Source organism: Fictibacillus nanhaiensis (assembly GCF_042686385.1).
GTDB lineage: Bacteria > Bacillota > Bacilli > Bacillales > Fictibacillaceae > Fictibacillus > Fictibacillus nanhaiensis.
Window position 1 is genome coordinate 2,268,998 of sequence record NZ_JBHUPF010000006.1, and the last position, 23,164, is coordinate 2,292,161.

Below are 23,164 nucleotides of genomic sequence, written 5' to 3' on the forward strand. Positions count from 1 at the left end.
TCCTTTATTGTTTAAGGTAAGCAATCTACAACAGAAGGAGAAACTCAAAGATTTAGTTTCTCCTAGTTAATCCATATAATTTATCATATTTTATCATAAACTTTGAGGTTATGAACGGATTTTCTTCTGTTGTTCGTTGGATTACCCTAAATCTCTTACCCTAAGAACTGGCTGGAGCTGTTTCCCTTGAATTGCGAGGTCAATCGTTTCAATAAGAGCATCCATATGAGCGACTAATGAATTTTGCTTTTTGACTGGGTCGTCTTGGCTGAATGGAATGAAATAGATATTTTTTGTTGCCATCAACCTCATGATATTTACACCGTTCAATCCTAGACCATCGTTCGTAGAAATTCCGAGAACGACAGGTTTTTGATTACGAAGTGTTGCTTTTGCACCCATTAATACAGGAGAATCTGTCATCGCATTCGCAAATTTACTTATCGAATTTCCTGTCAACGGTGCAATGACCATACAATCAAGTGGTGTTTTCGGTCCAAATGGCTCAGCCTTTACAATAGAATCTACCGGTTCGTTTCCAGTGATCTCTTTAATCTTTTCCACCCATTCTCCTTCTACTCCAAAACGTGTAGTCGTGTGACCTACGGTATGTGTAAAAAATGGAGAAACGTTCGCTCCTAACTCAACCAGCTTTTGAATCTGAGGAAACACGACATCGTACGTACAATGAGATCCCGTTAAGCCAAAACCGATATGCTTATCTTTAAAATCCATCATCATTACCCCTTCCGCTTAAATTCATGGATTAAGAGCTGCGAAAGTACATTTGCAACAATCTTACCCGCAGTTTTAGGAGCTACAATTCCTGGTAATCCTGGTGCAAGAAGTGCTTTGATGCCACGCTTTTCTGCATACCTAAAATCAGTGCCCCCAGGTTTTGAAGCAAGATCAACAACTAATGTATGTGAAGGAAACTTTGAGATGACATCAGCATTCACGATCTGTGTGGGAATCGTGTTAATGCAAACGTCCGTTTCATAGACTTCATTCTTTAGATCATCTAAATGAAAAGGGATCATCCCCATCTCAGAGATCCTTGCCATATGCTCAGATTTTCTCGCTCCCACTTTTACACGCGCTCCTAATGCTTGGAATGTTCTCGCTACACTCATTCCTACACGACCAAATCCCAACACAACCGTATTTGATTGATGGATGGTGATATCCGTGTGCTGGATGACCATCATGATCGTTCCTTCAACAGTAGGAATGCTGTTATAGATCGCCACATCATCTCTTTCAAATAGTTTGGTTAGCTTTCTATTGCTGTTTTTTGTGATACCATCTAAATAAGAATTGCTGATACCTGAAAATACTTGGCAATGGTTTTTTGTCTTTTTAAGATGATCTTCTGTAAGAATCATTTTTTTATTTGAGAAGATAGTATCGATCTCCCCCTGAAGTCCTGTTCCACTTACAGGCAGAATGATGCTGTCTAACTTTGTGAAGTCTACTTCATCTATATCCATCTTTGAAGCTCCAGTGAATCCATGATCAAGTTGGTCATAACCAATAAGTGTAAGTATCGCATCCAGTTCTGTTAGTTTCCGAATAACTTCTAACTGTCTCGCATCGCCGCCAAAAACCGCGATATGCAAATCCGTTAACATTCTTTCTCCCCTTTCTCCGTTGTTCCTTTTCTTGCAGGGGATTACTATCCACGTTCACCATCATATGAACACCCCGCCTATCTGGTTACAGAAAGACATTCTGCACAACGGTATACGACTATTTAAAAAACGCTAGATGCTAATAAACACGATCATAAGCTTTCAATCAACACCATTATATTCATGAGCTACTCCTATGTTTGGGGCATTCAGAAAACATTAAGCCCATTTTTAAGGAAGATATCTAAAAACGAGAAAAAACCCGGATACATTCCGGGTTTCTTAGTATAGTAGCTATGCTATTGAAGGACTTTTGGAAGATCTCCAGACGGACTCACTAGAGAAGCTGAACAGCCTTCACTTAAGATAGACTGAACCAACGTGTCTACATCGTCTTTTGAAACGTTATCGATCGATTCCACCATATCATCAAGAGTGCGGTGGTAGCCTAAGATGAGCTCGTGTTTTCCGTTGCGGCTCATTCTGCTGTTCGTGCTTTCAAGACTCAGCATCAAGTTTCCTTTTATCTGTTCTTTTGAGTTCTTTAATTCTTTGTCAGTGATTCCGTTCTCTTTTAAATCATCTACAATATTTAAGATCGTATTATACAATTCATCTAATTGATGTGGAGCTGTTCCTCCATAAATCGTAAAGATCCCATTATCTTGGAAAGCTGAATGGTAAGAGAACACAGAATAAGCTAACCCCTTTTGCTCTCGTACTTCTTGAAACAAACGGCTAGACATGCTTGATCCGAAAATATTATTTAAAATGATCAAACTGTAGCTGCGTTCATCTTTTAGAGAGAGTCCAGGAAATCCAAGACAAAGATGTGCTTGTTCTGTTTCTTTCTTACGGGTTAGCTTCTCAGGATAAAATACTGGCGTTTGAATTTCCGGCTTAATCACTCCGCTTGTTTTGTAGTCACCGAACCATTTTTCAACTTCCTTTATAAACGATTCATCGACGTTTCCTGCGACAGAAATGACTACTTCTTCCGGCACATAATGAGTATCCATATAATCTCGAAGTGTATGACCCGTAAATGTGTTCAATGTTTCTTCTGTACCTAAAATCGGAAAGCCGAGTTCATGGTTTTTAAAACTAGCACGGCTTAACATATCATGAACAATATCATCAGGTGTATCTTCATACATTTTAATTTCTTCTAAGACAACATTCTTTTCTTTCGATAACTCTCCTTCATCGAAGGTTGAGTTAAAAAACATATCCGCTAATACTTCTAAAGCATATGGTGAATGTGTATCTAAAACTTTAGCATAATAACACGTGTATTCTTTAGAAGTGAAAGCATTCACTTGTCCACCGATGCTATCAAAAGATTCAGCAATTTCTCGTGCCGTTCTCGTCTTCGTTCCTTTAAAGAACATGTGCTCTAGAAAATGCGAAATTCCGTTGTTTTTTGTGTTTTCAAACCTAGAGCCTGTGCCGATCCAAACTCCGATCGCTACAGAGCGTACTGTTGGAATGTTTTCCAGAACGATTCGCACGCCGTTTGAGCATGTATATCTTTTAATCAAACTTGTTTCCCCCTAGCTGTCAGTTGTTCCACATAAATCATAGGAACAATATACCATTATCATAACGCGTACACAACTTTACTTGATGGTTTTAGGAACTAATCTCGTTTCATCCATCAAGTCTGAAACCGTTCCGATGCTATATCCTTTTGCTTTAATTCCTTTAATGAGTTTTTCAAGACCGGCAGAGGATGACTCTGTTGGATGCATTAAGATCATTGCACCAGGATGAACTTTACTGAGAACTCTGTTTACCATCTCATCAGGATTAGGTTTTCTCCAATCGATCGTATCCACCGTCCAAAGAATGGTCTTCATATCCATCTCCGAAGCGATTTGTACAACGTCGTTCCGGAAACTGCCACTTGGAGGAGCAAACCATTTTGGCTGTATGTCGAGTGTCGCATGTATCACTTCGTTCGTTTGTTTAAGTTCCTCGGTTATTCTTGTATTGGTCATCTTCTTAAGATCTGGATGGGAGTAAGCGTGATTACCGATCTCATGTTTTTCTTCTGCGATCATCTTAGCCAGTGATGGATTCTTCTTCACCCACGAACCATCTAGAAAATAAGTAGATTTCACATTATTCTTCTTCATCGTCTGAAGCATGCTAGGAAGGTACTCATTTCCCCATGCAACGTTAACTAATAGTGTAACCATAGGTTTTTCAGGGTTCCCTCTATAGATAGGTGATGCAGGAAGGTCTCCAAGATGAACACTAGGATTTATTTGTTTTATAACAAGTTTATTTTGATCAAATTTATTTGCTTTCTTCATCGCTTTAAAGGATGCGTCCATGTCGACAACAACACCATTATAACCAGGAGTTGCTTTCCAGACCGGATCAATTTCTGCATTTTTAGGAGGACGATTAAGCTCCTTTGCTTTTTCTTTGATCTGCTGATAGATTGAATTAGACTCCATTTGTGAAACGGCTATACTCTGAGCCTTCAAACTCTCAATATACGTGCTTGTGAATGGATTATGCAACGAAAATGCTATCGAAGTGATAACCATAACGACTAATGACCATTGAAGAATTTTATTTTTCACATGAACTCCCTCCCTGTAACCAAGGTATGAACGATTTGGACAGGTTAGAACGTTTATAAAACCGCTTGTGTATGTATTAAAAGGAGTGTATCGGCTCTTGTTGTACCAATCCTTAAGTAAAGAGCTATTATTACAACACACAAAAAAAGACTGACCACAATGATACAATGTATCTGTATGGATCAGTCTTTTGCTATTTATTTTATGCGTTTTGTTGCTGCTCGTTCTTTGCTTTTTCTTCTTTCAATACAACTTTACGAGATAAGTTAACACGACCTTGATTATCGATCTCCATTACTTTAACCATGATCTCGTCACCAAGCTTTACAACATCTTCAACTTTTCCTACACGTTCTTCAGCAAGTTCAGAGATATGAACGAGTCCATCTTTACCGCTGAATAGTTCTACGAACGCACCAAACTTTTCGATACGTTTAACTTTACCCATGTAGTACTCACCTACTTGAACTTCACGAACAATATCTTCAATGATTTTCTTCGCTTTTTTGTTCATAGCTTCGTCAGTTGAAGCGATGAAGACTGTACCATCTTGCTCGATATCAATCTTAACACCCGTTTCTTCAATGATCTTGTTGATGATCTTCCCGCTCGGCCCGATTACATCACGGATCTTATCCGGATTGATCTTCATCGTTAAGATCTTAGGTGCATATTGAGAAAGTTGTGTACGAGATTCTGAAAGTGTAGCAAGCATAGACTTTAGGATGATCATTCGTCCTTCTTTTGCTTGTGTTAAAGCTTCTTGAAGAATTTCACGATTAATTCCTGAAATTTTAATATCCATTTGAAGAGCAGTGATACCGTTAGGAGTTCCTGCCACTTTAAAGTCCATATCTCCAAGATGATCTTCCATGCCTTGAATATCCGTTAACACCGTTACATCTTCACCATCAGAGATCAGACCCATCGCAATACCAGCAACTGGTGCCTTAATCGGAACACCAGCATCCATCAACGCAAGTGTACTTGCACAAATACTTGCTTGTGATGTAGAACCGTTGGATTCTAATACTTCTGAAACAAGACGAATCGTGTATGGGAACTCTTCTTCGTTCGGAATCACTTGCTCTAAAGCACGTTCACCGAGTGCACCATGTCCGATTTCACGTCTACCTGGTCCACGCATAAACCCAGTTTCACCTACACTGAATGGAGGGAAATTATATTGATGCATGAAACGTTTTGACTCTTCCACACCAAGACCATCAAGGACTTGAACGTCGCCAAGAGCACCTAATGTACAGATGCTGAGCGCTTGAGTCTGCCCACGTGTAAATAGACCTGAACCATGCGTTCTTGCTAAAATGCCAACTTTTGAAGAAAGTTGACGGATTTCATCTGTCTTCCTTCCATCCGGACGTACTTTCTCCTTTAGGATCAAGCGACGTACTTCTTCTTTGATGAGTTTATGTAAAACCTCTTTTGCTTCGCTGGCTTTATCTTCATCTTCTTCATAGCGAGAAGCGACGTTTGCACTTACAGCGTCTAAAGCTTCTTGACGAGCATGCTTTTCAACAACCTTAACTGCTTCTTTCACATCGTTTCCAACAAATTCACGAACTTCTTGTTCAACATCTTTATCTAGCTCATGAAGAACAATCTCCATCTTTTCTTTACCGATTTCAGCAACGATCTCTTCTTGGAAAGCGATTAAGCGCTTGATCTCTTCATGACCGAACATGATTGCTTCTAGCATCACTTCTTCAGAAACCTCTTCTGCACCAGCTTCAACCATGTTGATAGCATGTTTAGTACCCGCTACAATTAATTGAATATCACTTTTTTCATTTTGTTCAACCGTTGGATTGATCACAAATTTGCCTTCGATTCGACCAACAGTTACTCCAGCGATCGGTCCTTCAAAAGGAATATCAGAAATAGACAACGCAAGGGATGATCCGATCATCGCAGCCATTTCTGAAGAACAGTTTTGATCTACACTCATTACAGTGCTGACAACTTGTACTTCATTACGGAAACCATCTGCGAATAGAGGACGAATAGGACGGTCGATCAAACGACTCGCCAATACAGCTTTTTCGCTTGGACGTCCTTCACGTTTAATAAATCCACCTGGAATTTTACCAACTGCATATAAACGCTCTTCGTAGTTTACTGTCAGCGGAAAGAAACTAAGGTTTTTAGGCTGTTTTGATGCAACAGCTGTTGAAAGCACTGCAGTATCACCATATCTGACCATTACAGCACCGTTTGCTTGTTTTGCTAATTCTCCAATTTCGAACGTAAGCGTTCTACCCGCCCAGTCCATTGTAAAAGTTCTTTTTTGTTGATCCATTTTACTTGGTACTCCTCTCAACACTTAGAAAAATCCTATCATATTATGGTTCTATTATATCCTAACGGAGTCCTTCCTAAAAAGAAAAACTCGAAAGAATTTACTCATACATACCAAGAATAACATGTTTCGTGCCGTTTATGGATGAATGCTTGCAATAAAAAAAGCGGGAAATATATCCCGCTTTGCTGGATTAACGACGTAATCCAAGTCTTCCGATCAATTCGCGGTAACGCGTGATGTCCTTGTTACGTAGGTACGTTAACAAGTTACGACGCTTACCAACCATTTTCAATAGACCACGACGTGAGTGGTGATCTTTCTTGTGTGTACGCAAGTGATCATTCAACTCATTGATTTGTTCAGTAAGGATAGCGATTTGAACTTCTGGAGATCCAGTGTCCGTATCATGTACCTTATACTCGCTGATTAGTTCGTTCTTACGCTCTTGAGTAATAGCCATCCTTTTCACCTCCTTAATAATAGAAACACCAATTACCGAGCAAACGTCGGTGACTCGATTTGCCAAGCAATGGTTATGTGCACATTAAAATGTACAGTTATTATCATAGACTTTTTATAGAATAAATGCAAGTTTTTTATTACAGTGATTGTATGATTTCATACGTTTTGCTTTTATCTGCATGAAGCTGCGCGATAAGATCATCAATTCCATTAAATTTCTTTTCATCACGGATTCTCTTCAACCAAGTGATCCGAACATCTTCACCATAAATCTCTTTGTTGAAGTCGAAGATATGCACTTCAAGGGAAGGTTTTTTTTGATCATCTTTAAATGTCGGCTTGTAGCCTACATTCGCCATCGCTAGATAATTTTTGTTATCGATAGAAACCTCGACTGCGTAAACTCCGACTTTTGGCAGTGAATACTGATCGGTGTCTAGGTTCGCAGTCGGGAACCCGATGGTACGACCTCGCTTATCCCCATGAATCACTGTACCGTTAAGTTTATATCTTCTACCCAAGTAAGGCTCAATCTCATCGACTTGACCTTCTTTTAAGTAGTTGCGAATCAATGTAGAACTTATTTTTTGGCCATCTTTTTCAATCTTTTCAATAACCGTCTGTCCAAACTTTCCGTTAGACTCTTTTACTAATGTTTCAACGTTTCCTTTTCCATACTTTCCATATGAAAAATCAAAACCAGTAACAACATGGACTACGTTCAATCCGATCACATACTGATCAACAAACTCCTGAGTATCGAGACCTGCAAAAACATGATCAAATTTCACAAGATAAAATCGCTCTACACCCATCTCCTCTAGAATCTTCTTTTTTTCTTCTAAAGGTGTGATATAGGTCCAATTTTGATCACTCTTGCCTAATACGACAGACGGATGCGGATGGAAGCTCATAACAGCAGGAACGGCGTTATTCTGCTTTGCAAGCTCTACTGCCGTGTTGATCACACGTTGGTGTCCTACATGAATTCCGTCAAAATAACCTAAAGCCAATACAGTTGATGGAAGGTTATCTTGTTCAAAATGATGCGGATGACTTATAACAATCGTTTCCAAAAACTCACCTACTAACTTCTTTCGTTAATCAATGGCTAACACTTTAACCGGTTTTATTAAACCTGGTTTTGAAGGATGTTTCTCATAAATGGCTAGACATTTTCCTTCTTCATTATAAACACCAAAAGGGCTTTCTACCAAATCATTTGGTGCTTCAAGCACAGAACCATTTTTAATCTTAAACAACAAGTCCTCTGTAACTGTCCATTTTGGAAAGTGAGAGATTCCTTTTTCAAGAGGAAACAGATAATCATCTAAAGGCGTCTCACCGCTTTCAAGCTGCTCAAACTTCACACATTCTTCAATAGTAAAAGGTCCTGATGCTGTTCTGATCAAAGATGACATATGTGCTGGATATCCAAGTCTCGCACCGATCTCAACAGCAAGTGTTCTAACGTATGTACCTTTGGAACATCGTACTCGGAAGGAAAATACCGGCTCTTCTTTACTCAATAAATCACTATCGTTGATCAGCTCGAGTTCATGAATCGTAACATTACGTTTCGGCCGTTCAACAGTCAGCCCTTGTCTCGCATATTCATAAAGTTTTTTACCGTTAACTTTAACCGCGGAATACATCGGTGGAACCTGTTCGATCTCTCCTTGTAAAGACTGTAAAATGTCTTTGATCGCCGAAAATGGGATATCTTTTTCTACTTGTTTTTCTTCTACTTTTTCACCGTGAGCGTCTTCGGTCTCTGTAGAGAATCCTAAAGTAACTTCACCTATATATTCCTTGCCATAGTCTGACATGTACTCTGCGATCTTTGTCGCTCTTCCGATACAAATAGGAAGAACCCCTGTTACCTCAGGATCTAATGTCCCTGTATGACCCACCTTTTTGGTTCTAAAGATTCTTCGTATCTTTGCCACACAATCATGTGATGTCATACCAGCAGGTTTTTTCAATGCCAAAATTCCTTGTCTTGCACTCATAAAAGCTTCTCCTTCGATCACATTATCACGTTTTGTAAGCAAAAAATGGATAGACAAAATTAATTGCCTATCCATCTGCTATTATGGTTTCGGATGCTCTTCGTTTTCTTCGTCTTCTTCATCCTCACGTTTGATATCAGACAAAAGACTTTCGATCTTACTTCCATAATTTAGAGATTCATCAAATTTAAAAAAGATGTCTGGTGTTTTACGCATGCGGATTCGTTTTCCGATTTCCGTACGAATAAAACCTGTAGCTTTCGCTAGACTTCGCAATGTTTGTTCCTTTTGATCGGCATCACCAAACACAGAAACATAAACAGTTGCCTGCTGTAGATCACCAGTTACATCTACCGCCGTAACGGTCACAAAACCTACGCGGGGGTCTTTGATTTTTCGGCCTATAATGTCACTAAGCTCTTTTTTCATCTGTTCCCCAATACGATTGGAACGGATTGTGCCCATTTTTACTACACCCCGTTTCTTGCCACTTGCCTTACAGCCACTCGATGTTTGAACGTGTAACTTCCAACTCAGTAATAGATGTAATGATCGCAAGTGCTCTTTGCAATTCTTTTTCTGCTATTATTTTGTCCGAAGAAACGGTAACCATACTTATCTCTGCGCGCTGCCACAAATCTTGATGATCTGTTTCAGATACAGCCACGTTTAATCGTTGACGAAGCCTGTTTACCGCTTTTTGAACAACTGAAAGTTTATCTTTTAACGACTGTGCTTCATAGATAAAAAACTCAACCGTTAAGAACCCGATCATTTTACTTTAATCTCTTCCATGATGTAAGCTTCAATGATGTCGCCTTCTTTAATATCATTGAACTTTTCTAGCGTGATCCCACATTCATACCCAGCAGATACTTCTTTAGCATCGTCTTTAAATCGTTTAAGTGCATCGATCTTACCTTCGTAAGATACAACACCGTCACGAATCAAGCGAACAGTAGAATCTCTCGTGATCTTACCTTCAGTAACGTAACATCCAGCGATCGTACCGACTTTAGAAACTTTGAAAGTCGTACGAACTTCAACTTGCCCGATCACTTTTTCTTCGAATTCTGGGTCAAGCATCCCTTTCATCGCTGACTCGATCTCTTCAATTACGTTATAGATAATTCTATGCAGACGAACATCAACTTTTTCAGCATCAGCCGTACGCTTTGCACCATTATCAGGACGAACGTTAAAACCGATCACGATCGCGTTTGAAGCGGATGCAAGCATAATATCATACTCGTTGATCGCTCCAACACCTGAGTGGATGATCTTCACTTTTACGCCTTCAACGTCGATCTTTTGTAACGATCCTGCAAGTGCCTCAACAGAACCTTGAACATCACCTTTGATGATGACATTAATTTCTTTGATGTCACCTTCTTTAATCTGATTAAAGAGGTCATCAAGGTTTAATTTAGAAGACTCTTTACGTTGTGCATCTTGTTGCTTTTTGAAGCGTGACTCACCAACTTGACGAGCTTTTTTCTCATCAGCAAAGACCATGAACTGATCACCAGCTTGTGGAACATCATTCAATCCAGTGATTTCAACTGGTGTAGAAGGTCCTACCGTTTTAACTCTGCGGCCAAGGTCGTTGACCATCGCACGAACACGACCATATGTGTGTCCTACTACGATTGGATCACCAACGTTCAGCGTTCCCGATTGAACGAGAAGAGTTGCTACAGATCCACGGCCTTTATCAAGCTGTGCTTCGATTACAGTCCCGACTGCTGTACGGTTTGGATTTGCTTTTAATTCTTCAACTTCAGACACAAGGTTAATCATCTCAAGCAGATCATCAATTCCGTCACCTTTAATCGCAGATACGTTTACGAAGATCGTATCTCCACCCCAAGCTTCCGAAACAAGTCCGTGCTCAGTTAGTTCTTGCATAACGCGATCTGGGTTAGCCGATTCTTTATCCATCTTGTTTACAGCAACGATAATTGGAACTTCTGCTGCTTTAGCATGGTTGATCGCTTCTACTGTCTGAGGCATAACACCGTCATCAGCAGCTACAACTAGAATCGTGATATCTGTTACTTGAGCTCCACGAGCACGCATCGTTGTAAATGCAGCATGTCCAGGAGTATCTAGGAACGTAATCTGTTTTCCGTTGTTCGTGATTTGATAAGCACCGATATGCTGTGTAATTCCACCAGCTTCACCTGCAGTTACCTTTGTGTTACGGATCGCATCAAGAAGCGTTGTTTTACCATGGTCAACGTGACCCATGATCGTAACGACTGGCGGACGAACTTGAAGATCTTTTTCTTCATCTACGATTTCGTAGTTTTCGAATTCAGTCTCATCTACGATGATCTCTTCTTCTACTTCTACATCATAGTCTGCTGCGATCAGTTCGATCGCTTCTTTATCAAGCTCTTGATTGATCGTTGCCATGATTCCAAGGCCCATTAACTTTTTAATGATCTCAGACGTATCTTTGTTTAACTTTTTAGCCAATTCACCTACTTGAAGGGATTCAGTGAAAGTGATTTTGCTCGGTGTTTCAAGAACTTTCTTCTGAGGAGCTTGTTGTTGCTGGTTTCCGCCGCCTCTGTTTTGTTTGTTGCGATTGTTATTGTTCTTGTTGTTGTTTCTATTATTGTTTTGGTTTCTGTTGTTATTATTCTTGTTGTTTGGATGATTGCTATTGCTCTTATTTTGATTGTTGTTGCTATTTTTGTTTTGAGTGTTGTTGCTAGTTTTGTTCTGATTACTTTGGTTGTTAGTATTCGTGGACTTTGGTCCTTTAGCTTGTGACGAGTTATTGTTCTCTTTTTTTATTTTCATATTACTCTCTTTTTGAACTTCCTTTTTATTAGATTTGGTGTCATTACCAGGGTTGCTATTTTTCACATCTGATTTAGGGAGTTGATTTTGATTCGTTGATTTTGGTTGATCTTTGTTGGTCTTTGGACGATAAGCTTCATCCAGCTTTTTAAGAGCTGCCTGATCAATCATAGACATATGATTCGCAACGTGGACATCCATCGTTTTAAGCTTTTCAATAATGTCTTTACTTTGAACATTTTTCTGTTTCGCATATTCGTATACGCGGATTTTACTCATATGTTCACCCCCGAGTTAGTGATCAAGAAGTTCCTTCAATCTCTTAGAAAATCCTTGATCATTTACAGCAACTACAACTCGTTGCTCCTTACCGATAGCCCTGCCTAAAACATTGCGATCTTCTACCCAAGCAAGATCAATTTTGTAAAAGGCACATTTATCTGTAACTTTTTTCTTTGTATTATCAGAAGCATCTTTTGATAGCAGAACAATTTTCGCGTTTTGCTTTTGGATGCTTTTCACAACTAGTTCTTCACCGGATATGACTTTACCGGCTCGAGCTGCTATTCCAAGAAAGTTTTCCCAAGGAGTTGGTTTCAAGATGTATGACTTCCTTTTTCAAGCTGTTCAAACAGATCAGCTGGAATCTTTGTTTTGAGATGTGACTCAAGAACCTTTTTCTTTTTTGCTTGTTCGATACAAGCTGGTTCATGACAAAGGTAGGCTCCTCTTCCGGATTTTTTCCCTGACGTGTCGACAGAGACTTCTCCTTCTGGTGAGCGGACAATACGTGTTAATTCTTTTTTAGCCTTCATCTCTTGACAGGCTACGCATTTTCTCATCGGAATTTTACGTGTTTTCATTGTCTCCACCTCGTCTTTTCTTACTCTTCATCCTCATCAGTATCTTCGAAAAAATCACTGCGAGCGTTTGATGGATCGTACACACCTGATTCTATTGCTTCTGTTTCACTTTTAATATCAATCTTCCAACCTGTTAACTTTGCAGCTAAACGAGCATTTTGGCCTCTTTTACCAATCGCTAATGAAAGTTGATAGTCTGGAACGATAACAGTCGTCATCTTTTCCTCTTCATTGACTTGTACTTCTAGTACTTTTGCTGGACTAAGAGAATTTGCTACATATACAACTGGATCTTCACTCCATCGAACGATATCGATCTTCTCGCCGTTCAATTCGTTTACGATCGTTTGAACACGTGCGCCTTTTTGTCCAACACAAGAACCAACCGGATCCACTTCAGGATCAGCAGCATGTACGGCAATCTTTGAACGGTCACCCGCTTCACGAGCGATCGATTTGATCTCAACCGTTCCATCATAGATCTCTGGCACTTCAAGCTCGAATAAACGTTTTAAAAGACCTGGGTGCGTTCTTGATACTAAGATCTGAGGACCTTTTGTGGTCTTTTCAACTTTAGTAATGTAGACTTTGATGCGGTCGTTCGTAGTATGAGATTCACCAGGCATCTGTTCAGCAGCAGGTAGAAGAGCTTCAACTCTACCTAGGCTAACATACATATAACGGTGGTCTTGTCGTTGAACGATTCCCGTGATGATGTCTTCTTCACGATCAATAAATTCTGAGAAGATGATGCCACGCTCTGCTTCACGTACGCGCTGTGTAACAACTTGTTTTGCTGTTTGAGCAGCAATACGACCAAAATCTTTTGGTGTTACTTCTTCTTCTACAATATCTTCTAATTCATAACCAGGGTTGATCGCTTGAGCTTCTGCCACTGAGATCTCTTGACGATCGTCCTCAACTTCTTCAACCACATTTTTTCTTGAAAAAACACGGATACTTCCTGTGTCTCTGTTAAAATCAACACGAACATTTTGCGCTTGATGAAAATTGCGTTTGTACGCAGAAATAAGGGCAGCTTCAATCGCTTCAATAATAACTTCTTTACTGATCCCTTTTTCCTTTTCTAACAATGTAAGTGCATCCAAAAGCTCGGTACTCATTTTTCTTCTCCCCTCTTCATTAAAAAACAACCGCAAGACGGGCGTTGGCCACTTTAGCATAAGGTAACTCTACCTTTTTCACTTGCGTTTTCACTCTAATCTCCATGAACAGCGTTTCACCGTCAAAGTCTTTTAAAAGTCCTTCATATACTTTTTCGCCGTTTAATGGCTCATAAAGTTTTATGTTTACATTTTTGCCGATAGCATTTTTCACATCTTCAGGTTTCTTTAATGGTCTTTCAACACCTGGAGAAGATACTTCTAAAAAGTAGGGCTGTTCGATCGGATCAAGTTCATCTAGTTTTTCACTTAATTGTTCACTGACAGTCCCGCATTCCTCGATATCAATCCCATCCGTGGAATCGATATATACACGGAGAAACCAGTTTTTACCCTCTTTAACAAATTCAACGTCAACAAGTTCAAGTCCTAGTTTTTCAACGATTGGGGTTACAAGCTCTGTAGTGAGCTCTGTAATCTTCTGACTCATTGCTGCCCTCCTTCTTACTGAATGACCTCAAAACGTAACGAAAGAGTGGGGAGCCCCACTCTTTCGCCGACAGTTATTCATTCAACAGTATTTCCAAAAATACTATACCATAACCAATAAAATACTGCAACTGATCTAGCCTTCAGAAAGCCCTTATTAAAAGAGCGAAAGCTGGTTTGCATCAGGCATTCCTTCCAAACATCCTTGGTCATCCAAGTACTCAATAATCGTCTTGGATAACTTTGCACGCTGCTGAAGATCTTCTTTAGAAAGAAATTCACCCTGTTCTCTTGCTTTTACAATGTTTAATGCTGCGTTCGTACCTAATCCTGCGATCGAATTGAACGGCGGAATCAAAGTGTCCCCTTCTACTAAGAAATCTGTTGCGCTTGAGCGATAAAGGTCGATCTTTTGAAACGATAACCCTCTTTCACACATCTCAAGAGCTAGCTCGAGTACAGTCTGCAAATTCTTCTCTTTTGTAGAAGCATCTAGACCTTTAGCTGAGATCTCTTCGATCTTTGTCTTTAAAGCTTTGGATCCTCTGATCATGGACTCCACATCAAAATCATCCGCTCTTACCGTGAAATATGCCGCATAGAACCAGATTGGATAATGAACTTTAAAATAGGCGATACGAACGGCCATCAGTACGTAAGCTGCAGCATGCGCCTTAGGGAACATGTATTTGATCTTCAAACATGAACCAATATACCAATCAGGTACATCGTTCTTCTTCATCTCATCGATCCACTCATCCGGCAGACCCTTTCCTTTACGTACACTCTCCATGATCTTAAAAGCAAGTGAGGGCTCGAGGCCTTTATAGATCAGGTAGACCATGATATCGTCACGACAGCCGATAACGTCTTTTAGCACACAAGTGCCGTTTGCGATTAATTCGTTCGCGTTATTAAGCCATACATCGGTACCATGAGAAAGTCCTGAGATCTGTACAAGTTCAGAGAAAGTACTCGGTTTTGTTTCTTCAAGCATCTGTCTTACGAACTTTGTTCCGAACTCTGGGATCCCTAACGTACCTGTCTTACACATGATCTGTTCTTCTGATACTCCCAACACTTCTGGGCCTGAGAAGATTTTCATAACTTCAGGATCAGAAGCAGGAATGGTCTTCGGATCAATACCGCTTAGATCTTGAAGCATACGGATTACGGTCGGATCATCGTGCCCGAGTATATCGAGTTTTAATAAGTTATCATGAATGGAGTGAAAATCAAAATGAGTCGTCTTCCATTCCGATCCACTATCATCGGCTGGGAACTGAACAGGACAAAAATCATAGATGTCCATATAATCTGGAACAACAATTATTCCACCCGGATGCTGACCTGTTGTTCTCTTTACTCCTGTACATCCAGCTACGAGACGATCAACTTCTGCCGATCGGATCGTTAAGTTATTGTCTCCTGCATACCCTTTTACGTAACCATAAGCCGTTTTTTCAGCTACGGTACCTATCGTCCCTGCACGATACACATAATCTTCTCCAAATAGTTCTTTCGTGTAGTTATGTGCTCTAGGCTGATATTCACCTGAGAAGTTTAAATCGATATCAGGTACTTTGTCTCCTTTAAATCCAAGGAACGTTTCGAACGGAATATCTTGTCCATCTTTAATATAAAGTACTTCGCATGTTGGACATTCTTTATCTGGTAGGTCATAACCAGAACCAACGGAACCATCATTAAAGAAATGGGATTCTTTACATTTTGGACAAACATAATGAGGGGGCAATGGATTCACTTCAGTGATCTCTGTCATTGTCGCAACAAACGACGAACCGACTGATCCACGCGATCCTACAAGGTATCCATCGATCAACGATTTTTTTACAAGTTTATGTGAGATCAAGTAAATAACCGCAAATCCGTGCCCAATAATACTCTTTAATTCTTTTTCCAGCCTCTTCTCAACAAGTTCAGGAAGATTCTCACCATAGATGCTTCTTGCTCGGTTATAACTCATGGAGCGTACTTCTTCATCTGCGCCCTCAATCTTGGGTGTGTATAGATCATCCGGGATCGGTTTAATATCCTGAATCATGTCGGCGATTTGTCTCGTATTTTCACAAACTACTTTTTGAGCTCTTTCTTCACCTAAGAAAGAGAACAGATCCAACATCTCATCTGTCGTTCTAAAATGCACTTCTGGAAGAGTTTGTCTGTTCAGCGGATTCGCTCCACCTTGAGAAGAGATCAGAATCTTTCTATAGATTGCATCTTCAGGGTTTAAATAATGAACGTTTCCTGTTGCGACAACAGGCTTGTTCAATTTCTCTCCAAGCTGCACGATGTTAGAGAGGATCTCTCTTAAATTCATCTCATCTGCGACTAATTCTCTTTCGATAAGATGATAATAGTTACTAGGTGGCTGAACCTCTAAATAATCATAAAACTCCGCGATCTTTTCAACTTCTTCGATCGGTTTTTGCATCATACCTTCAAACACTTCACCTTTATCACAAGCTGAACCTACAAGTATACCTTCTCGTAGTTTACTTAATCGTGATCTAGGGATACGTGGTGTTCGATAAAAATAGGATAGATGTGATTCAGAGACAAGTTTGTATAAATTCTTCAGACCTTCTTGTGTCACAGCTAAGAGCGTACAGTGAAACGGCCTAGATCTCTGAAATCCACCTTGCCCCATGTTATCGTTCAAACGGTCGTGATAGAAGATATCCTTTTCAAACGTTTCTTTTAATAGCTTCCATAAGAGATAGCCTGTTGCTTCAGCATCATAGATTGCTCGGTGATGCTGAGTTAGTTCGATATCGAACCTTTTACAAAGTGTGTTCAATCTATGATTCTTTAATTGTGGTAGCAGGAACCTTGCCAATTCAAGGGTATCAATAACAGGGTTCTTCGCTTCGCCTAATCCTATCTTGCGTAATCCTTCGTTCAAGAAGCCCATGTCAAAGCTCGCGTTATGCGCTACTAGAATATCATCACCCATAAACGCATGAAAATCGCGAAGCACTTCTTCGATCTCTGGTGCGTTCTCCACCATATCATCTGTAATTCCAGTTAGTTCGATCGTGGTTTGAGATAAGGATTCATGAGGGTTTGCGAACCTTTCAAAACGATCAATGATCTCCCCGCCACGTATCTTTACAGCTGCAAGTTCGATGATTTTATTATATACAGCTGATAAACCTGTCGTCTCAACGTCAAAGACAATGTATGTTTCATCTGTTAACTTTCTCGGCGCCTCGTTGTATGCGATCGGTACACCATCATCTACAAGATTCGCTTCAAGTCCATACAGGATCTTGATCCCGTTTTTCTTTCCGGCGCTATAAGCTTCTGGAAAAGACTGAACACCAGCATGGTCAGTTATCGCGATAGCTGGATGACCCCATTTCTTAGCTTGTCCCACTAAAGAAGAAACAGAGGATATCGCGTCCATCTGACTCATCGGTGTGTGAAGGTGAAGCTCAACACGTTTGTTGTCTTCATCTGCTAGATCTTTTCTAAATTCTGGTTTGATCTCATTAATATCGTTCGCGATCATAACTAGATCTCTCACAAACGTATCGTTTTGAATTCCTCCTCGAACTTTTAACCACATTCCTTTTTGAATACCTTGAAGGATAGGAATATCTTCTTTGTCTCGAGAGAAAATTTTAATTAATAGCGAGTCCGTATAATCGGTGATCTTAAATGTTAATAGTGTACGTCCGCTTCGTAGCTCTCTCGTTTCGGAATGAAAGACATAACCTTGAATCGTTATGCGTCTTTCTTCATCTTGAATCGTTTGAATCGGAACGGGTTCATCCTTGATCGAATAACCGATCATAATATCTGTTCTTGCTGCAGGACCATCTGATCGATTAGCAGCTTTTTCTTTTTCAACCAATGCTTCCATTACTTTATTCTGATCTTCTTGTTTTCTTTGTTCGATAAACTTTTGAAAATCTTCTTCAGAGTGTTTAATCTCTGTTTTGACCATTACAGAATGAAACCCAAACTGACTGTACATCTCCTTAATAACAGGAGAAAGCTTTCTTTGTACAAGCGCTTCTTCCGCATCATTTCGTACGGTCAAACACAAAAAGTTGCCTTCCGCAATAGGATCCTGTGTAGAAAGCATACTTCCTAGACTTGGGGCTGCAGTCTCAACTAATTTTTCTTTGCACAACGGCCAAAAGCCAAGAAGCTCTTCTGCTTGAAATCCCTCTTTCGTTTGTAAAGAAAAAGACACCGCAGCAATGTGCTGAAAAGTTTGGCGAAGGCTGGCACTAAACCATGCATAACTATCAGGGGTTAATGGACGAAGAAGTCCAATTATAAAATGCCAGCTTCTATTATTCTTATCTATCGTAAGTTTTTCGATCGTTCCTTCCGAAAAACCAGTTTTCATCTCATCGGGCATACCTAGTTGTTCTAATAGAAGCGACAGCCTCTCTTGTCTGATCTGTTGATCATTTCCGCTCATAGGAACCTCCTCTTAAAGGGGTTTAATTATGTTTTCACATGACTAACCAACGTAAACCTTAAACGTTACTTTATTAATTATACTATAGCTTTAAGTAGTCAGCCTCGAATATCATCTTAAAGATTAGATCTGCATTCGTAAAGTCCAAAGAGAAAGGCACCTCTTATATAAAAGAGGTACCTCCTCTATGGACATCATCGATTCAATCACGTTCTAACTAATTTTTAAGCTTTTCCCACTCATTCTTAAGAAAGTTGCTTAATTCAGAAACAGGCACTTCGAAAGATTCTCCGCTTTTACGAATCTTCACTTCTACGATGCCTTCTGATGCGCGTTTTCCAACCATAACGCGAATCGGCAGTCCGATAAGATCGCTATCAGTAAATTTCACACCCGCTCGTTCCGGGCGATCATCGTATAAGCAATCAAAACCATCATTCTTGATCTGTGTGTACAGCTCATCTGAAAGTGCTGCTTGTTCTGCGTTCTTACTGTTAACAGCGATTAGATGAACGTCGAACGGTGTTAATGATAACGGCCAGATCAACCCTTTATCATCATTGTTTTCTTCAGCTACTGCTGCTAATGTACGAGAAACACCTATTCCATAACAACCCATAGACATGATTTGATTCTTACCGTTCTCATCTAAATAAGAAGCTTTCATCGGTTCGCTGTAAACTTTACCAAGTTTGAACACATGCCCGACTTCAATTCCTTTAGCAAAAACGATCGTTCCATTCCCATCTGGTGACAGATCACCTTCGACAACAAAACGAAGATCAGCCGTTTCGTCAACCTCAAAATCTCTATTGTGATTAACATTTGTATAATGGTATCCCGTTTCATTCGCCCCACACACTGCATTTACCATATATGGCACCGCTTGATCTGCGATTACTTTAACTTCTTTAGAAGTCTGAATCGGTCCGAGAGATCCATGTTCAGCATTCATCCATTTTTTAGTTTCTTCTGCCGTGGCTAATTCTACTTCTTTAGCAGACAGCACATTTTTAAGCTTAATCTCGTTAACCTCATGATCTCCTCTGACTAAAACTAAAACAGGTTGCTCATCAGCGATATAAAGCAATGATTTAATCACATTTGATGGTGCAACTTGTAGAAAATCCGAAACCTCTTCAATGGTTTTCGCGTGATTCGTTTCTACTTTTTCCAGGTCCATAAGAGCTTCAGGTGAACGTTCTTCGCGAAGAACAACAGGAGCCATCTCAATGTTCGCTGCAAAATCTGAATCCGTCGAATACGCGATCAAATCTTCACCAATTTCTGATAAAACCATGAACTCATGATTATCTTTACCACCGATCGCACCTGAGTCCGCTAAAACCGCACGGAAGTTCAGTCCACAACGACTAAAGATCGCCGAGTAGGCGTCTTTCATCGCTTCATACGTATCATCTAGACTTTCTTGCTTATCATGGAAAGAATAGGCATCTTTCATGATGAACTCTCTTCCGCGTAACAATCCGAAACGTGGTCGTTTTTCATCTCTGAACTTTGTTTGAATCTGATATAGATTAAGAGGAAGCTTCTTATATGATTTCACTTCATCTCGAATGATACTCGTGATCACTTCTTCATGTGTAGCTCCAAGAGCAAAATCACGATCGTGTCGGTCTTTTAATCTCATAAGTTCAGGACCGTAGCTATACCAACGGCCACTTTCTTGCCAAAGTTCAGCAAGCTGTAATGCTGGCATCATCATCTCTTGTGAACCAGCACGATTCATTTCTTCTCGTACGATATTCTCTATCTTATGAAGAACCTTTTTCCCCAATGGAAGAAAAGAATAAATACCAGCAGCATTCTGACGGATAAAGCCAGCTCTTAATAAGAGCTGGTGGCTTTTAACATCTGCATCTGCAGGAACTTCTCTTAAAGTTGGCATAAACAACTGACTTTGTCTCATAATCTCTACTCCTCAAATCATCCCAAATTAACCAAGAAAAATTTTCTGTATATCATTCCATGTAACGACAAGCATCAATAACATCAAAAATGCAAATCCGATAAAATGGACCATGCCTTCTTTTTGCGGATCGATCGGTTTCCCTCTCAAAGCTTCCACTCCTAAGAATAGAAGTCGTCCTCCGTCAAGTGCCGGTAATGGCAGTAAGTTAAAGATCCCTAAGTTGACACTCAATATTGCTGCCCATTGCAATAGCATATATACACCAGCTTTTGCCGCTTGATCTGTATACTCATAGATTCCAAGTGGTCCAGAAAGCTGATCGATTCCATGCTGACCTGTTATCAGTTGTCCAAGCCCTGTAAATATGGCAGTTGTCATAAACCATGTCTGTTTAGCACCATATTCTAATGAACCAACGAATGACGATTCAGTATATGGATGTGCTCCGATAAAACCTTCATTCTTATCATCAGCACCTTTACGAGAGCCAAGCGTAACAGGAACCACTTTCTCTTCTCCGTTACGGTTGATCGTAAACATTAACTTCTCACCCGGGTTTTCTTGAATGACAGACACTAACTCTTTCCAATCATCCATCTTTTCACCCTGAACTGCAATGATTTTGTCCCCTTTAACCAAACCAGCTTTATCTGCTCCGGCTCCTTCTTGGAGGGTACCTAATCTTGATTCGTTTGTAGGGATTCCTTGCATGAGAGAAAATACGACCAAGATCACGAAAGCTAGTAAAAAGTTCATTGCTGGACCAGCAAAGATCGCAAGTGTTCTCTGCATGATCGTCTTCGATCCAAACTGGCGGTTATATGGTGCGATCTGCATCTCTTGATGATCAGCTACAAAAAGAGCATCTTCTTTCACTTTATAAGTCGATGTTCCAGCGTCTTCATTTTCAAAACCAGTCAAATACAATTCACGTTCTAGATCAGCGTTTTCAATGGTAATCGTTTTTTGTACCGGATATTTTTCACGGTGATTGACAACAATTTTCTCCACTTCATTTGCTTGGTTGAAGATCAAACCAACTCTGTGACCTGCCTTAAGTTCAATACCCTCTGGATCTTCTCCAGCCATACGTACGAACCCTCCAAGAGGTAAGAGACGAATCGTGTAGACCGTTTCCCCTTTCTTGAAGGCAAACACTTTCGGGCCGAATCCAATTGCAAACTCACGACATAAGATACCTGCACGCTTTGCCAGCAAAAGATGTCCGAGTTCATGAAAGAAAATTAAAGCACCTAAAATGATGATAATGGCTATCACAGTGTTCATTTCCATTACCTGCCTTTACTAAGTAGTGACTCCACATATTGACGAGTCCTATTATCTGTTTCTTGTATTGTCTCAAGGTCTGGCTTACTGACGTTAGACAAATTCTGCATAGCTCGTTCAATCATCTCTTCAATCTCAAGAAAAGAGATATGTCCATTCAAGAATAGTTCAACCGCTTTTTCATTCGCAGCATTTAAGATGGTCGGCATCAAGCCTCCAGCAGTACCTGCCTGAAAAGCGAGTTTTAAACATCTGAACCGGTCGTAATCCATTTCTTGAAAATGCAACTTCCCAACTTCCCATAAGTTTAACCTTTTCCCGTTTATTAATTCAAGTCGATCGGGATATGTAAGAGCGTATTGTATCGGCACTCTCATGTCTGGTTGTCCCAAATGAGCGATGATGCTTGTATCAACAAACTCTACCATAGAGTGTATGATACTTTCCTTATGTAAAATGACGTCTATTTTCGAATAATCAAAGGAAAATAACCAATGAGCTTCAATTACTTCTAACCCTTTATTCATCATTGTCGCAGAATCGATCGTGATTTTTGCACCCATCGACCAGTTCGGATGGTTCAAAGCTTCCTCGACGGTAACATTTTTTAATTCTTCACGAGTACGGTCTCTAAAACTTCCACCAGAAGCGGTTAATATCAACTTCTCCACACGGTTCGGATCTTCACCGTTCAAACACTGATAGATCGCTGAATGTTCTGAATCGACCGGAAGAATGGCGACGTTATGTTTCTTTGCTTTTTCCATAACAAGATGACCTGCCGTTACTAGCGTTTCTTTATTAGCCAAAGCGATCGTCTTTTTTGCTTCGATGGCTTTTAATGTAGGAATTAAGCCTACACTACCGATCACTGCGTTCACAACAACTGTTGAATCAGTAGAAACTGCGGCCTCGATCAATCCATCCATACCTGAGACAACTCTTGTAGATGAACTTACCTTCGAACGAAGTTTTTGTGCATCTTCTTCGTTTTGAACAGCACAAATTTCAGGTTGAAATTTGTATATGATTTTTTCAGCAGCCTCAATATTCTTACCTACAGACATCGAACTCAATTTGAACTGTTCTGGATGAGAGGCGATCACATCTAAGGTCTGAACACCGATTGAACCTGTTGCACCAAGTAAACTAACTGATTTCATCCTATACCTCCTAACG

At 40.1% G+C, this 23,164-nt stretch carries 19 protein-coding genes; all 19 read right to left on the reverse strand.

All coding sequences use genetic code 11. The features are described from left to right. Window positions 1-141: 141 nt before the first annotated feature. Entirely contained in the window at window positions 142-735 is a 594-nt protein-coding gene (gene dpaB, locus ACFS5O_RS15215) for a dipicolinate synthase subunit B (RefSeq protein ID WP_205726140.1), read from the reverse strand. Window positions 736-740: 5 nt separating this feature from the next. Beyond that, complete coding sequence (gene dpaA, locus ACFS5O_RS15220) at window positions 741-1,631, reverse strand: dipicolinic acid synthetase subunit A (RefSeq protein ID WP_205726139.1); 891 nt, start codon at window positions 1,629-1,631, stop codon at window positions 741-743. A gap of 299 nt (window positions 1,632-1,930) precedes the next feature. Then, the gene (locus ACFS5O_RS15225) at window positions 1,931-3,172 is read right to left on the reverse strand and encodes a M16 family metallopeptidase (RefSeq protein WP_205726138.1); all 1,242 of its coding nucleotides are present in this window, start codon (window positions 3,170-3,172) and stop codon (window positions 1,931-1,933) included. Between the two features lie 78 nt (window positions 3,173-3,250). Continuing rightward, a complete protein-coding gene (locus ACFS5O_RS15230) occupies window positions 3,251-4,225 on the reverse strand; it encodes a polysaccharide deacetylase family protein (RefSeq protein ID WP_318300205.1) in 975 nt (324 codons plus the stop codon). A gap of 202 nt (window positions 4,226-4,427) precedes the next feature. Beyond that, window positions 4,428-6,542 (reverse strand): polyribonucleotide nucleotidyltransferase, encoded by a 2,115-nt coding sequence (pnp, locus tag ACFS5O_RS15235; RefSeq protein WP_205726137.1) that lies wholly within the window; start codon window positions 6,540-6,542, stop codon window positions 4,428-4,430. 193 nt (window positions 6,543-6,735) lie between these two features. Then, window positions 6,736-7,005 carry a 30S ribosomal protein S15 gene (gene rpsO / locus ACFS5O_RS15240; RefSeq protein WP_066240919.1) on the reverse strand — a complete coding sequence of 90 codons (270 nt, stop codon included), beginning with the start codon at window positions 7,003-7,005 and terminating at the stop codon, window positions 6,736-6,738. Window positions 7,006-7,144: 139 nt separating this feature from the next. Then, window positions 7,145-8,083 (reverse strand): bifunctional riboflavin kinase/FAD synthetase, encoded by a 939-nt coding sequence (locus ACFS5O_RS15245; protein ID WP_205726136.1) that lies wholly within the window; start codon window positions 8,081-8,083, stop codon window positions 7,145-7,147. 24 nt (window positions 8,084-8,107) lie between these two features. Next, window positions 8,108-9,019, reverse strand: a complete 912-nt coding sequence (truB, locus tag ACFS5O_RS15250) for a tRNA pseudouridine(55) synthase TruB (protein ID WP_318300204.1) — start codon at window positions 9,017-9,019, stop codon at window positions 8,108-8,110. An 81-nt stretch (window positions 9,020-9,100) separates the two neighbouring features. Beyond that, the gene (gene rbfA, locus ACFS5O_RS15255) at window positions 9,101-9,484 is read right to left on the reverse strand and encodes a 30S ribosome-binding factor RbfA (RefSeq protein WP_066393771.1); all 384 of its coding nucleotides are present in this window, start codon (window positions 9,482-9,484) and stop codon (window positions 9,101-9,103) included. A gap of 31 nt (window positions 9,485-9,515) precedes the next feature. Beyond that, window positions 9,516-9,794: a DUF503 domain-containing protein gene (locus ACFS5O_RS15260; RefSeq protein ID WP_205726134.1), complete on the reverse strand. Its 279-nt coding sequence runs from the start codon at window positions 9,792-9,794 to the stop codon at window positions 9,516-9,518. Then, on the reverse strand, window positions 9,791-12,109 hold the full coding sequence (gene infB / locus ACFS5O_RS15265) for a translation initiation factor IF-2 (protein WP_205726133.1): 2,319 nt from the start codon (window positions 12,107-12,109) through the stop codon (window positions 9,791-9,793). Before infB ends, ACFS5O_RS15260 begins: the two co-directional genes overlap by 4 nt. Before the next feature lie 15 nt (window positions 12,110-12,124). Further along, complete coding sequence (locus ACFS5O_RS15270; RefSeq protein WP_205726132.1) at window positions 12,125-12,430, reverse strand: YlxQ family RNA-binding protein; 306 nt, start codon at window positions 12,428-12,430, stop codon at window positions 12,125-12,127. Next, window positions 12,427-12,693 carry an RNase P modulator RnpM gene (gene rnpM, locus ACFS5O_RS15275; RefSeq protein WP_197220793.1) on the reverse strand — a complete coding sequence of 89 codons (267 nt, stop codon included), beginning with the start codon at window positions 12,691-12,693 and terminating at the stop codon, window positions 12,427-12,429. The genes ACFS5O_RS15270 and rnpM overlap by 4 nt, the downstream gene beginning before the upstream one ends. Window positions 12,694-12,713: 20 nt before the next feature. After that, window positions 12,714-13,817, reverse strand: coding sequence for a transcription termination factor NusA (gene nusA, locus ACFS5O_RS15280; RefSeq protein ID WP_066393741.1), 1,104 nt, complete (start codon window positions 13,815-13,817; stop codon window positions 12,714-12,716). Between the two features lie 19 nt (window positions 13,818-13,836). Next, window positions 13,837-14,307, reverse strand: a complete 471-nt coding sequence (gene rimP / locus ACFS5O_RS15285; RefSeq protein WP_197127750.1) for a ribosome maturation factor RimP — start codon at window positions 14,305-14,307, stop codon at window positions 13,837-13,839. A 156-nt stretch (window positions 14,308-14,463) separates the two neighbouring features. Then, entirely contained in the window at window positions 14,464-18,765 is a 4,302-nt protein-coding gene (locus tag ACFS5O_RS15290; RefSeq protein ID WP_205726131.1) for a PolC-type DNA polymerase III, read from the reverse strand. Between the two features lie 217 nt (window positions 18,766-18,982). Then, a complete protein-coding gene (locus tag ACFS5O_RS15295; protein WP_205726130.1) occupies window positions 18,983-20,695 on the reverse strand; it encodes a proline--tRNA ligase in 1,713 nt (570 codons plus the stop codon). A 27-nt stretch (window positions 20,696-20,722) separates the two neighbouring features. Beyond that, window positions 20,723-21,985 (reverse strand): RIP metalloprotease RseP, encoded by a 1,263-nt coding sequence (gene rseP, locus ACFS5O_RS15300; RefSeq protein ID WP_205726129.1) that lies wholly within the window; start codon window positions 21,983-21,985, stop codon window positions 20,723-20,725. Between the two features lie 5 nt (window positions 21,986-21,990). Continuing rightward, a complete protein-coding gene (gene dxr, locus ACFS5O_RS15305; RefSeq protein ID WP_205726128.1) occupies window positions 21,991-23,148 on the reverse strand; it encodes a 1-deoxy-D-xylulose-5-phosphate reductoisomerase in 1,158 nt (385 codons plus the stop codon). Window positions 23,149-23,164 lie beyond the last annotated feature (16 nt).

Coding starts and splice junctions, on each gene's coding strand:
- dpaB (WP_205726140.1), bottom strand. CDS start 735: ATGGATTTTAAAGATAAGCATATCGGTTTTGGCTTAACGGGATCTCAT.
- dpaA (WP_205726139.1), bottom strand. CDS start 1,631: ATGTTAACGGATTTGCATATCGCGGTTTTTGGCGGCGATGCGAGACAG.
- pnp (WP_205726137.1), bottom strand. CDS start 6,542: ATGGATCAACAAAAAAGAACTTTTACAATGGACTGGGCGGGTAGAACG.
- rpsO (WP_066240919.1), bottom strand. CDS start 7,005: ATGGCTATTACTCAAGAGCGTAAGAACGAACTAATCAGCGAGTATAAG.
- truB (WP_318300204.1), bottom strand. CDS start 9,019: ATGAGTGCAAGACAAGGAATTTTGGCATTGAAAAAACCTGCTGGTATG.
- rbfA (WP_066393771.1), bottom strand. CDS start 9,484: ATGGGCACAATCCGTTCCAATCGTATTGGGGAACAGATGAAAAAAGAG.
- ACFS5O_RS15260 (WP_205726134.1), bottom strand. CDS start 9,794: ATGATCGGGTTCTTAACGGTTGAGTTTTTTATCTATGAAGCACAGTCG.
- infB (WP_205726133.1), bottom strand. CDS start 12,109: ATGAGTAAAATCCGCGTATACGAATATGCGAAACAGAAAAATGTTCAA.
- rnpM (WP_197220793.1), bottom strand. CDS start 12,693: ATGAAAACACGTAAAATTCCGATGAGAAAATGCGTAGCCTGTCAAGAG.
- nusA (WP_066393741.1), bottom strand. CDS start 13,817: ATGAGTACCGAGCTTTTGGATGCACTTACATTGTTAGAAAAGGAAAAA.
- rimP (WP_197127750.1), bottom strand. CDS start 14,307: ATGAGTCAGAAGATTACAGAGCTCACTACAGAGCTTGTAACCCCAATC.
- ACFS5O_RS15290 (WP_205726131.1), bottom strand. CDS start 18,765: ATGAGCGGAAATGATCAACAGATCAGACAAGAGAGGCTGTCGCTTCTA.
- ACFS5O_RS15295 (WP_205726130.1), bottom strand. CDS start 20,695: ATGAGACAAAGTCAGTTGTTTATGCCAACTTTAAGAGAAGTTCCTGCA.
- rseP (WP_205726129.1), bottom strand. CDS start 21,985: ATGAACACTGTGATAGCCATTATCATCATTTTAGGTGCTTTAATTTTC.
- dxr (WP_205726128.1), bottom strand. CDS start 23,148: ATGAAATCAGTTAGTTTACTTGGTGCAACAGGTTCAATCGGTGTTCAG.